This is a genomic window from Streptomyces sp. NBC_01089, assembly GCF_045162975.1.
Taxonomy (GTDB): domain Bacteria; phylum Actinomycetota; class Actinomycetes; order Streptomycetales; family Streptomycetaceae; genus Streptomyces.
In genome coordinates, this window is record NZ_CP108660.1 from 3,649,995 (window position 1) to 3,662,191 (window position 12,197).

The 12,197-nt window shown below is 70.1% G+C and carries 10 protein-coding genes; 4 read left to right on the forward strand and 6 right to left on the reverse strand.

Annotation, left to right across the window (positions count from 1 at the left end):
• Nucleotides 1–4 precede the first annotated feature (4 nt).
• From ftsH to dacB, 5 genes are all read right to left on the reverse strand, one after another.
• On the reverse strand, nt 5–2,047 hold the full coding sequence (gene ftsH, locus OG510_RS16185; RefSeq protein WP_406137585.1) for an ATP-dependent zinc metalloprotease FtsH: 2,043 nt from the start codon (nt 2,045–2,047) through the stop codon (nt 5–7).
• 218 nt (nt 2,048–2,265) lie between these two features.
• Entirely contained in the window at nt 2,266–2,805 is a 540-nt protein-coding gene (hpt, locus tag OG510_RS16190; protein ID WP_164264903.1) for a hypoxanthine phosphoribosyltransferase, read from the reverse strand.
• A 64-nt stretch (nt 2,806–2,869) separates the two neighbouring features.
• Nucleotides 2,870–3,982 (reverse strand): tRNA lysidine(34) synthetase TilS, encoded by a 1,113-nt coding sequence (gene tilS / locus OG510_RS16195; RefSeq protein ID WP_406137587.1) that lies wholly within the window; start codon nt 3,980–3,982, stop codon nt 2,870–2,872.
• 170 nt (nt 3,983–4,152) lie between these two features.
• Nucleotides 4,153–5,298 (reverse strand): zinc-dependent metalloprotease, encoded by a 1,146-nt coding sequence (locus OG510_RS16200; RefSeq protein WP_406137588.1) that lies wholly within the window; start codon nt 5,296–5,298, stop codon nt 4,153–4,155.
• 105 nt (nt 5,299–5,403) lie between these two features.
• On the reverse strand, nt 5,404–6,873 hold the full coding sequence (gene dacB / locus OG510_RS16205) for a D-alanyl-D-alanine carboxypeptidase/D-alanyl-D-alanine-endopeptidase (protein ID WP_406137590.1): 1,470 nt from the start codon (nt 6,871–6,873) through the stop codon (nt 5,404–5,406).
• 108 nt (nt 6,874–6,981) lie between these two features.
• Between dacB and OG510_RS16210 the strand changes: the two genes are divergently transcribed.
• Together OG510_RS16210 and OG510_RS16215 are read left to right on the forward strand one after the other, a co-directional pair.
• Nucleotides 6,982–7,476 carry an inorganic diphosphatase gene (locus OG510_RS16210; RefSeq protein WP_164264904.1) on the forward strand — a complete coding sequence of 165 codons (495 nt, stop codon included), beginning with the start codon at nt 6,982–6,984 and terminating at the stop codon, nt 7,474–7,476.
• 144 nt (nt 7,477–7,620) lie between these two features.
• Nucleotides 7,621–9,273 (forward strand): threonine/serine exporter ThrE family protein, encoded by a 1,653-nt coding sequence (locus OG510_RS16215; RefSeq protein ID WP_406137591.1) that lies wholly within the window; start codon nt 7,621–7,623, stop codon nt 9,271–9,273.
• Nucleotides 9,274–9,313: 40 nt separating this feature from the next.
• On the opposite strand, the gene OG510_RS16220 is transcribed toward OG510_RS16215, so the two are convergent.
• On the reverse strand, nt 9,314–10,015 hold the full coding sequence (locus OG510_RS16220; RefSeq protein WP_164264892.1) for a VTT domain-containing protein: 702 nt from the start codon (nt 10,013–10,015) through the stop codon (nt 9,314–9,316).
• A 156-nt stretch (nt 10,016–10,171) separates the two neighbouring features.
• Here OG510_RS16220 and OG510_RS16225 point away from each other — a divergent pair, with 156 nt between their 5' ends.
• A complete protein-coding gene (locus tag OG510_RS16225; RefSeq protein WP_406137593.1) occupies nt 10,172–10,537 on the forward strand; it encodes a YbjQ family protein in 366 nt (121 codons plus the stop codon).
• A 200-nt stretch (nt 10,538–10,737) separates the two neighbouring features.
• The gene (locus tag OG510_RS16230; protein WP_406137594.1) at nt 10,738–12,159 is read left to right on the forward strand and encodes a glutamate decarboxylase; all 1,422 of its coding nucleotides are present in this window, start codon (nt 10,738–10,740) and stop codon (nt 12,157–12,159) included.
• Nucleotides 12,160–12,197 lie beyond the last annotated feature (38 nt).

The following is a 12,197-nucleotide window of genomic DNA, read 5'->3' on the forward strand; positions in this document are numbered from 1 at the left end:
CGGGTCAGCTCTCCGGCCGGTCCTCGGGGACGGCCTCGATGCCGCCGCCGTCCGAGGGGGTCGTGCCGTTGGTACCCGCGGTGACCGCACCGACGGCGCCGTTGGTGAGCGCCAGCTCCCTCGGGGAGAGCACGGGCGGGCGCGTCGAAGGCGTACGCCGGTTGGAGCCGGTCCACGCCGGGCGGGCCGGACGCTTCACGATGCCGGAGAAGACCTCGGCGATCTGCTCCTTGTTCAGCGTCTCCTTCTCGAGGAGCTGGAGGACCAGGTTGTCGAGAACGTCGCGATTCTCGACGAGGATCTCCCACGCCTCGTTGTGCGCGGTCTCGATGAGCTTCTTGACCTCTTCGTCGACCAGCGCCGCGACCTCTTCCGAGTAGTCGCGCTGATGACCCATCTCCCGGCCCACGAACGGCTCGGTGTTGTCGCCACCGAACTTGATCGCGCCCAGGCGCTCGGTCATGCCGTACTGCGTGACCATCGCGCGAGCGGTGGCCGTGGCCTTCTCGATGTCGTTCGCCGCGCCCGTGGTCGGGTCGTGGAAAACGAGCTCCTCGGCCGCGCGCCCGCCCAGCATGTACGCCAGCTGGTCGAGCATCTCGTTGCGCGTGGTCGAGTACTTGTCCTCGTCGGGCAGGACCATCGTGTAGCCGAGAGCACGGCCTCTGGAGAGGATCGTGATCTTGTGGACCGGGTCCGAGTTGGGGGAAGCCGCCGCGACCAGGGCGTGTCCGCCCTCGTGGTACGCGGTGATCTTCTTCTCCTTGTCGGACATGATCCGGGTCCGCTTCTGCGGGCCCGCCACGACACGGTCGATCGCCTCGTCCAGCGCTTCGTTGTCCACGAGCTTCTGGTTGCCGCGCGCCGTGAGGAGCGCCGCTTCGTTCAGCACGTTGGCCAGGTCGGCGCCGGTGAAGCCGGGCGTACGACGGGCGACTGCGCCCAGATCGACGTCCTTGGCGACCGGCTTGCCCTTCTGGTGAACCTTGAGGATCTCCAGGCGGCCCTGCATGTCCGGACGGTCGACCGCGATCTGCCGGTCGAAACGGCCGGGACGCAGCAGCGCCGGGTCCAGGATGTCCGGCCGGTTGGTGGCGGCGATCAGGATGACCCCGCCCTTCACGTCGAAGCCGTCCATCTCCACGAGCAGCTGGTTCAGCGTCTGCTCGCGCTCGTCGTGGCCACCGCCGAGGCCCGCACCGCGGTGCCGGCCGACGGCGTCGATCTCGTCGACGAAGACGATCGCCGGAGCGTTCGCCTTGGCCTGCTCGAAGAGGTCACGCACTCGGGAGGCACCGACACCGACGAACATCTCGACGAAGTCGGAACCGGAGATCGAGTAGAACGGGACGCCCGCCTCGCCCGCGACGGCGCGCGCGAGCAGCGTCTTGCCCGTTCCCGGCGGCCCGTACAGCAGGACGCCCTTGGGGATCTTGGCGCCGACGGCCTGGAATTTCGCCGGCTCCTGCAGGAACTCCTTGATCTCATGGAGCTCTTCGACAGCCTCGTCGGACCCCGCCACATCGGAGAAGGTCGTCTTGGGGGTGTCCTTGGTGATCAGCTTGGCCTTTGACTTGCCGAACTGCATGACCTTGGAGCCGCCGCCCTGCATCTGATTCATCAGAAACAGGAAGACCACGACGATGAGTACGAAGGGCAGCAGCGAGAGCAGGATCCCGACGAAGGGGTTCTGCTTCGACGGCGAGACCGTGTAGCCCTTCGCGATGTCGCCGCTGTCGACCTTGCTCTGCAGCTTGGCGGCGAGGGCGGTGCCCTGCGCGTCGCCGATGTAGTTCGCCTGGAACTTGCCGCCCGACTCGCCGTTTAGCTTCTGGCCGTTCTTCAGCTCGATCTTGATGACGTTCTCGTCACCAGTCGTGACCTTGGCCTGCTCGACCTGGTTCTTGTCGATCGCCTGGACGACCTTGGAGGTGTCCACTGACTTGTAGCCGCCCGACGAGCCGACGACCTGCATCAACACGACCACGGCGAGGACGGCCAGCACGATCCACATGACCGGCCCACGGAAGTATCGCTTCACGTCCATCCATACGGGGCGGAACTACGCCCCGTCCCTCCTGCCCGTAGGTAAATGCTGCTGTGAGTAAAGACTGTTCTTCGGACGGTACCCCAGCATTGCCGCCCGCGACCTCACGGGAGTGCCGACGAACCTGCCTTCCCCTGCTCCAACGGCGGGAAATAGGTGAGGGTTCCCGTTCGGCTCACGGCTGAATGCCGGGCCGCCCGGCAGAGCCGGACGGGGTGTCAGCCGCCGTACACGTGCGGAGCCAGTGTGCCGACAAAGGGGAGATTGCGGTACTTCTCGGCGTAGTCGAGTCCGTATCCGACGACGAACTCATTCGGAATATCGAACCCGGCCCACTTCACTTCGAGTGCGACCTTCGCCGCTTCCGGCTTCCGGAGCAGCGTGCAGACCTCCAGCGAGGCCGGCTCACGGGATCCGAGGTTCGACAGCAGCCAGGAGAGAGTCAGACCCGAGTCGATGATGTCCTCGACGATCAGGACGTGCTTGCCCTTGATGTCGGTGTCCAGGTCCTTGAGGATCCGGACGACGCCCGACGACTGGGTGCCCGCGCCGTACGACGACACCGCCATCCAGTCCATCGTGACCGACGAGGACAGCGCACGGGCCAGGTCGGCCATCACCATCACGGCGCCCTTGAGAACACCGACGAGCAGCAGATCCTTGCCCGCGTACTCCGCGTCGATCTTCGCGGCCAGCTCCGCGAGCTTGGCGTCGATCTCTTCCTTGGTGATGAGCACCGACGCGAGGTCGGTGCCCATGTCTTTCTCGTTCACCCGGGCCACTTTCAGTTGCTTGTGCTTCGGCTTGCGGCGCAGCTCTGCGTCAGCCTTGCCGGATAACCAGTCTGCCACCCTGCCGCTGAGCCTCGACGCGGCCGGGGAGGTTGATGGCGCCCTGCCCGCGCCAGCCGGTGATCAGCCGGTCGATCTCCTCGATGTGGCGGGCGAAGAGAGAACCGGCGGGCGAGCCCGCGGCGATGGCGGAGCGGCGCAGCACCCGGCTGCGGACGGCGGGCGGCAGGGCGTAGAGCTTGGCGCACTCCAGCTGCCCGGCGTCGTCCCTGGCCGCTTCCTCGGCGTTCGCGGCCCAGGCGTCCAGTGCGTCGGCGTCGTCGCGGGAGAGGCGTGCGGTGCGGGCCAGGGCTTCGACGACCCCTTTGCCGAGTGACTTCTCCAGGGCGGGCAGCCCTTCGTGGCGCAGCCGCGAGCGGGTGTACGAGGGGTCCGCGTTGTGCGGGTCGTCCCAGACCGGGAGGTGCTGGACGAGACATGCCTTGCGGGCCGTCTGGCGGTCGAGCTGGAGGAAGGGCCTGCGGTACCGGCCGGCCGCCCCCGAGACGGCCGCCATACCGGACAGGGAGCGGATGCCGGAGCCGCGGGCGAGGCCGAGCAGGACGGTCTCCGCCTGGTCGTCCCTGGTGTGGCCGAGGAGGACGGCTGCGGCGCCGCTGCGCTCCGCCACGGCGTCCAGCGCGGCGTACCTGGCGTCCCTGGCCGCGGCCTCGGGGCCGCCGTCCCTGCCGACGGTCACGGCGACGGATTCCACCGGGTCGAGCCCGAGACCGGTGAGCCGGGAGACGACTTCTGCGGCGCGGGACTCCGAGCCGTCCTGGAGGCCGTGGTCGATGGTGACGCCGCCCGCGCGGACGCCGAGTTTGCGGGCCTCGAAGGCCAGGGCCGAGGCGAGCGCCATGGAGTCGGCGCCACCGGAGCACGCGACCAGCACCAGTGGCCGGTGCTGCTCGGACGGGGTGCCTGTGAGGGGTGCGCCCGGGGAGTGCGGGGCCTCCGGGCGTCCGGGCCGTTCGCCGGTGGCTCGGCCCTGCGCGGTCGCGGGGGCCGGGATTCCGTCGATGGCCGTCTGTTCGTTGAGTACGTCGTGGAGTACGCGGCGGACCGCCAGGCGTATCGCTGCGACCGCAGGATGGGGACCCATATCCGGTGCCCTTCGGTGGAGTTGGGGGGGTGCCTCGGGTGGACGGCTGCGTCACACAGAGTGCATAGATGGTGACAGAACCAGGCCGATACCCGAGCATCGCACGCCAACTCCCCGCCGACGGTCCCTCGGATGGGTGATTACCACGGCGTACTTCTGCCGTGGCCGGGTCAGAGCGCCGAGTCGCCCTTACCGTGCACCCGCGCGATCCAGTCCGCCGGTGCGGCGATCTCCGCCTTGGTGGGCAGGGTGTTCGGCGAGGTCCAGACGCGGTTGAAGCCGTCCATGCCGACCTGGTCGACCACGGCCCGTACGAAGCGCTCGCCGTCGCGGTACTGGCGGAGCTTGGCGTCCAGGCCGAGCAGCTTGCGAAGTGCCTGGTCGAGGCGGCCGGCGCCCTGTGCCCTGCGCTTCTGGAACTTCTCGCGGATGTCGTCGACCGACGGCACGACCTGCGGGCCGACGCCGTCCATCACGTAGTCCGCGTGTCCTTCGAGGAGCGACATCACCGCGGTGAGCCGGCCCAGGATGTCCCGCTGGGCGGGGGTCTGGACCAGTTCGACGAGGGAGCTGCCGCCGTCGTCGTCCGCGCTGTCGGAGCCGGCCGGCCGGTTGCCCGCGAACGACTGGGCGGCCTCGCGCAGCCGCTCGAGGACGGTCATCGGGTCGACCTCGGTCTCCTCAAGGAACGACTGGATTTCGCCCTCCAGATGGTCGCGCAGCCAGGGCACGCCGGTGAACTGGGTGCGGTGGGTCTCCTCGTGCAGGCAGACCCAGAGCCGGAAGTCGTGCGGGTCGACCTCAAGCTCGCGCTCCACATGGACGATGTTCGGCGCGACCAGCAGCAGCCGGCCGCCGGTGCCGGCCGATCCGGGGAGGTCGCGGCCGGCGGGGGCGAACGTCTCGTACTGCCCGAGCACCCGGGAGGAGAGGAACGACAGCAGCATGCCCAGCTCGACGCCGGTGACCTTGCCGCCCACCGCGCCGAGCACGGCACCGCCGGGCGAGCTGCCGCGGCGGTCCTGCATCTTCTCGAGGAGGGGCTTCAGGACCTCACGGAAGCCCGCGACGTTGGCCTTGACCCACCCCGCCCGGTCCACCACCAGGACCGGGGTGTCCTCCAGGTCCGTGCCCTCGGGGATCATCCGGGTGAAGGCGCGGACATGCTCCTCGGCGGACTTGGCGTGCCTGCGCAGCTCCGCCACCACCGCCCGGGCCTCGTCCCTGCTGACGTCAGGACCCTGCTTCGCGAAGCGGGTCGCAGTCGCCGTCGCGAGGTTCCAGTCGACCATCTCGGCACCACCGATGCGCGTCATGCGTCAACCGTACGTTCTCGGATCCGCGGACGGTGAGGTGTTGCACCGGCCGCCTTGGCCCGTACCGCCGGAGCCCGGCCCGTAACCGCCGGAGCCCGCCCCGCCTCAGCCCGTGCAGCCACAGGACGCCACGGCGGTGCCGAGGCGGTCGAGCGCCGACTGGGCCGCGGTCGGGGACGCGGTGTGCGACGCCATGAACGCGAAGGCCAGCAGTCTGCCCCGGGCGTCCACCACCGTCCCGGCCAGAGTGTTCACCCCGGTCAGGGTGCCGGTCTTGGCGTGGATGAGACCGCCGGCGCCCGCCGGGTCCGTGTAGCGCTCGTCGAGCGTGCCGGTGAATCCGGCGACGGGCAGTCCGGTGAGGATCGGGCGCAGTTCGGGGTGGGCCGGGTCGCCCGCCCGGGTGAGGAGGGTGGCGAGCAGGGCCGGTGAGACCTTGTCCTGCCGGTTCAGCCCGCTGCCGTCGGCGAAGTGCGCCCCGGCCAGCGGCAGGCCGAGCTTCTTCAGCCGGTCCAGGACGGCCCGGCCGGCGCCCGCGAAGCTCGCGGGTTCGTGCGCGGCGAGCGCGGTCTGCCGGGCGACGGCCTCCGCGATGTCGTTGTCGCTGTTGGTGAGGGCCCGCTCGACCAGCGCGGAGAGCGGCGCGGAGTACGTCCTGGCGACCGGCTTCGCGCCCTTCGGGGACTTCCCGGGCGACGGCGCGCCCTGGCAGCGGACCGACCGAGCGGCCAGCAGCGAGGCGAATGTACGGGCGGTGTCGCCCGCCGGGTCGCCGGTGCGCGGGGCCGGTCCGTGGTCCGCCTTCTCCGGGGACGAGCCCGATGACCCGGAGCCGCCGCCCAGCCGCCCTTCGTCCGTCATGAGGGCGCTGACCGGGGCGATATTGTCGTTGGGGCCGATGGGGTGCAGCAGCGGCCCCGAGTAGAGCGAGGTGTCGTACGCGATACGGACGGAGCTGACGCCCCGGTCGTGCAGCGCCTTGGCCGTGGCGTCGGCGAGCGTGACCAGGCCGTCCCGGTCGAGCGTCGGGTCGCCGCCGCCCTTGAGGGTGAGCCGTTTCCCGTCGGGGCTCGCGGTGACCGTGGTGGCGATGCGGTGGTCGGGGCCGAGCGCGGAGAGCCCGGCGGTCATCGTCGCGAGCTTCACGGTGGAGGCGGGGGTCATGGGCCGGTCGGCCTCCGACCCGTACAGCCGCATGCCGGTGGCCGCGTCGATGACCACCCCGCCCGCGGTGGGACCGAGCGCCGGGTCGTCCATCAGATGACCGAGCGCCTTGCCGAGCCCCTTGCCGGTCGGCGCGGAGCTGCTGCCGAGCGCCGCCAGTACGCCGGGCGCGCTGGGCGCGGGCGCCGGGCCCGCGCCGTGCGCGGGGCTTCCGTGATCTGCGCCACCTGTCAGGTCCCGGGCGGCGGCCCAGTCCCGCTCGGCCTTACGCTGGCCTGAGTCCCAGGGTCCGGACGCCGCGATCAGCCCGGCCGCGAGCGCGAGACCGATCACGGCGGAGCCCGCCGAGAGTTGCCACGTCGTCACCTTCGGCACCGGCACCTCGGAGCAGCCCCTTTCGCGATCACACATCGTCGTGGGGGACACTTAACCACTGCGTTTGCCGTGTGCGCGGCATCCGGCCGGTCCGGCAGGACGCAGCACCACCCGAAGTTCGTGTTGATCATGGAGGAGCCACCCGTGGAGTTCGACGTCACCATCGAGATTCCGAAGGGTTCGCGGAACAAGTACGAGGTGGACCACGAGACCGGCCGGATCCGTCTGGACCGTCGCCTCTTCACCTCGACCAGCTACCCCGCGGACTACGGATTCGTCGAGAACACCCTCGGCGAGGACGGCGACCCGCTGGACGCCCTCGTCCTGCTGGACGAGCCGACCTTCCCCGGCTGTGTCATCAAGTGCCGCGCGATCGGCATGTTCCGGATGACCGACGAGGCGGGCGGCGACGACAAGCTGCTCTGCGTCCCGGCGTCCGACCCCCGGGTGGAGCACCTGCGCGACATCCACCACGTGTCGGAGTTCGACCGCCTGGAGATCCAGCACTTCTTCGAGGTCTACAAGGACCTGGAGCCCGGCAAGTCCGTCGAGGGCGCCGACTGGGTCGGCCGCGCCGACGCCGAGGCCGAGGTCGAGAACTCGTACAAGCGCCTCCAGGCGCAGGGCGGGTCGCACTGAGACCGGTCCTCCGAGACTGCTGCTGCGGGCGGTGCGTTCCCTCACGGGCGCACCGCCCGCAGTGCGTCCGGAGGCGGTACTGCCGGTATCCGTGCGCATACTGGGCAGGCGCTGATCAGGTACGGGAGAGGTGGAGCTGAGCGAGTGGCTGAGACGGACGGTCCCGAGGACCGCAAGCCGCAGTCGGACGAGGTACGGAGTGCGTTCGTGCCGCCGACGGGCACGGGCACCCCGCCCCCCGAGGACTCCTCGACCACATCCGAGTTCGCCGTGCCGCCCGGGCTGGCCGCCGAGACGCCGTCCGAGCCCGAGGGCTCGGCCTTCACCCCGCCGCAGACGTACAGCGCCCAGAACTCGCCGCCCACCTTCACCCCGGCCCATGGCTTCCCCATGATCAAGCTGGCCAAGGAGGCGCCCTGGCAGGACCGGATGCGCACCATGCTGCGGATCCCGGTCCATGAGCGGCCGGCGATGGAGGCCGCGCAGAAGCAGGACGACGAGTCGGGTCCCGCCGTGCCGCGCGTGCTCGACCTGACGCTGCGTATCGGGGAGTTGCTGCTCGCGGGCGGTGAGGGCGCCGAGGACGTGGAAGCGGCGATGTTCGGCGTCACGCAGGCGTACGGGCTCGAACGCTGCGAGCCGACCGTCACCTTCACCCTGCTGTCGATCTCGCACCAGCCCTCGCTGGTGGACGACCCGGTGACGGCGAGCCGTACCGTACGCCGCCGGGGCACCGACTACACCCGGCTGGCGGCCGTCTACCACCTGATCGACGACATCACGTCCGAGGACGTCGACGTGTCGTTGGAGGAGGCGTACCGCGGCCTGGCCGGGATCCGCCGTAACCGGCACCCCTATCCGGGCTGGGCGCTGACGACCGCCAACGGGCTGCTGGCCGGCGGGGCCTCGGTGCTGGTCGGCGGTGGTGCGCTGGTCTTCGTCGCGGCGATGGTGGGCGCGATGCTCGGCGACCGGCTGGCCTGGCTGCTCGCCGGGCGCGGGCTGCCGGAGTTCTACCAGTTCGCGGTGGCCGCGATGCCGCCCGCCGCTGTGGGGGTGGCGCTCACCCTCGCCCACGTGCCCGATCTGCGCGCCTCCGCCGTCATCACCGGTGGGCTGTTCGCCCTGCTGCCGGGGCGGGCGCTGGTCGCGGGCGTCCAGGACGGGCTGACCGGCTACTACATCACCGCGTCCGCGCGACTGCTCGAAGTCGTCTACTTCTTCATCTCGATCGTCATCGGCGTGCTGATCGTGATCTGGCTGGGGCTCCAGTTCGGCGCCAACCAGCTCAACGCCGAGGCGGCGCTGACGGGCGTCAACAGGCCCGTCATCCAGATCTTCGCCGCGATGCTGCTGACCTTCGCCTTCGCGATCCTGCTCCAGCAGGACCGGTCGACGGTGCTGATCGTGACGCTGAACGGCGGGGTGGCCTGGATCGTCTACGGTGCCCTGCACTACGCGGGGAATATCTCGGCGGTGCCGTCCACCGCCGTCGCGGCCGGCCTCGTGGGTCTGTTCGGGCAGCTGTTCTCGCGCTACCGGTACGCGTCGGCGCTGCCGTATGTGACGGCGGCCATCGGGCCGCTGCTGCCCGGCTCCGCGACGTACTTCGGGATGCTGTACTTCGCGCACAGCGACGTGAACAGGGGGCTGGCCTCGGTGACCAAGGCGGCCGCGCTGGCGCTGGCCATCGCGGTCGGGGTGAACCTCGGCGGGGAGATCTCCCGGCTCTTCATGAAGGCGCCCGGAGTGGTCGGCGGGCAGCGCCGGGCCGCGAAGCGCACCCGCGGGTTCTGAGGCGCCGAGGGTCGAGGCTCCGGACGGCGCCTGCGGCGGGCTACCGCTTGGCGTGCCGGCGGCGCTGGGTGCCGCCGGGGGCCTCGCCGTCCCGTGCGTCGGCGGCCGGTGCGCCCTCCCGGTTCGCCTTGCCACGTGAGCGCAGGTACTCGATCGCGATCGGCACCACCGACACCAGGACGATCGCGACGAGGATCAGCTCGATGTGCGCGTTGACGAACGCGACCTTGCCGAGCCCCGCGCCCAGCAGGGTGACGCCCACGCCCCAGAGCGTGCCGCCGATGAGGTTGAAGATCACGAACGAGCGGTAGTTCATCCGGCTCACGCCCGCGATGATCGGCGTGAACGTCCGCACGATGGGCACGAAGCGCGCCAGCACCAGCGACTTCGGGCCGTACTTCTCGAAGAAGTCGTGCGCCTTCTCGACGTTCTCCTGCTTGAAGAGCTTGGAGTCCGGGCGCCGGAAGAGCGAGGGCCCGACCTTGCGGCCGAACAGATAGCCCACCTGGTCTCCCGCCACGGCGGCGATGGCCACCAGAACACAGAGCAGCCAGAGCGGAGTGCCGAGCTTGCCCGTGGTGACCAGGAGACCGCTGGTGAACAGCAGGGAGTCGCCCGGCAGGAAGAAGCCGATCAGCAGGCCGGACTCGGCGAAGACGATCACCAGCAGACCGGCCACCCCGAAGGTGCTGATCAGATAGTCCGGGTCCATCCAGCTCGGTCCGAGCGCGAGAGTAGTCACGGGTTCCGGGCTCCTGGGGTCAGTCGGCATGGGTGCCATGCGGGTAATGGCTGGCCAAAGTTATCAACGCCCGCGCGCGGTTCCTGGTTCCATCGCCTGCGCGCGGGTGCGTTATATGAATTATCGGGCAAGGTGATCACCAGGAGGTGATGCCGGATGAGCATCGAGGATTACGGCGGCGGCCAGTCGCCCCAGGCCGACGTTCTGGTCGTCACGACGAACGACGTCCCCGGATACACGGTCCAGCAGGTGGTCGGCGAGGTGTTCGGCCTCACAGTCCGCTCCCGCCATCTGGGCAGCCAGATCGGCGCCGGTCTGAAGTCGATGATCGGCGGCGAGCTCAAGGGGCTGACGAAGACCCTGGTGGAAACCCGTAACCAGGCGATGGAGCGGCTGATCGAGCAGGCCCGCGCGCGGGGCGCCAACGGGGTGCTCGCGATGCGGTTCGACGTCACCGAGGCGGCGGACATCGGTACCGAGGTGTGCGCGTACGGCACGGCCGTCATGCTCGCCAAGCAGTGACGGCGGGGGCGGTACGGGTACGGGGGTACGGGCACGGGCGGCGTACCCGTACGTGCGCCCCGACCGGACCCGTACGCGCACCCCGCCCGTGCCCCGTGCCCGTATCCAGCACTCCGCCACCGCACCGCCCCGCGCGCCCAGATGATCCGGACGAGCAGCCCTGACGAGAAAAGCCCTGACGAGGAAGGCGAACGCGAACCATGCCACTGCACCGAGGCGCGAACGGGTCGGACGACACCGGGAAGCAGCGCACCATCGCCGTGAACCCCTTCTTCGGCGAGGCGAACCCCGTCGGCGGCATGGACACCGCCCCGCCCAAGCACCGGCTCCCCGACAACGCGCTGCCGCCGACGAGCGCGTACCAGCTCGTCCATGACGAGCTGATGCTCGACGGCAACTCCCGGCTCAATCTGGCCACCTTCGTCACCACGTGGATGGAGCCGCAGGCGGGGGTGCTCCTCGGGGAGTGCCGGGACAAGAACATGATCGACAAGGACGAGTACCCGCGCACCGCCGAGCTGGAGCGGCGCTGTGTGGCGATGCTCGCCGACCTGTGGAACGCGCCGGATCCGTCGACCGCCGTGGGCTGTTCGACCACCGGTTCCAGCGAGGCGTGCATGCTCGCCGGCATGGCGTTCAAGCGGCGCTGGGCGAAGCGGAACGCGGACCGCTATCCGGCGACCGCACGGCCGAACCTCGTCATGGGTGTCAACGTCCAGGTCTGCTGGGAGAAGTTCTGCAACTTCTGGGAGGTCGAGGCGCGGCAGGTCCCCATGGAGGGCGACCGCTACCACCTGGCCCCGCAGGCCGCCGCCGACCTCTGCGACGAGAACACCATCGGGGTGGTGGCCGTGCTCGGTTCCACCTTCGACGGGTCGTACGAGCCGGTCGCCGAGCTCTGCGCGGCTCTGGACGCCCTCCAGGAGCGCACCGGCCTCGACATCCCCGTGCATGTCGACGGGGCTTCGGGCGCGATGGTCGCCCCCTTCCTCGACGAGGACCTGACCTGGGACTTCCGGCTGCCCCGGGTCTCGTCCATCAACACGTCGGGCCACAAGTACGGGCTCGTCTACCCGGGTGTCGGCTGGGCGCTGTGGCGCTCGCAGGAGGAACTGCCCGAGGAGCTGGTCTTCCGGGTCAACTACCTGGGCGGCGACATGCCGACCTTCGCCCTCAACTTCTCCCGGCCGGGCGCGCAGGTGGTGGCGCAGTACTACACGTTCCTGCGACTGGGCAAGGAGGGATACCGGGCCGTCCAGCAGGCCACCCGTGACGTGGCGCAGGGGCTGGCCGGCCGGATCGAGGCGCTCGGCGACTTCCGGCTGCTCACCCGGGGCAACGAGCTGCCGGTCTTCACCTTCACCACCACGGACGACACCACGAGCTTCGACGTGTTCGACGTGTCGCGGCGGCTGCGCGAACGGGGGTGGCTGGTGCCCGCGTACACCTTCCCGGAGAACCGGCAGGACCTCTCGGTGCTGCGGGTGGTCTGCCGCAACGGGTTCTCCGAGGACCTGTCCGATCTGCTGCTGGCCGACCTGGAGTCACTGCTGCCCGAACTGCGGCGACAGTCGGCGCCGTTGGAACGGAGCAAGGCGGAGGCCACGGCCTTCCACCACTGAATCAGCCACTGAATCAGCCACCGAGTCAGCCGCTGAAC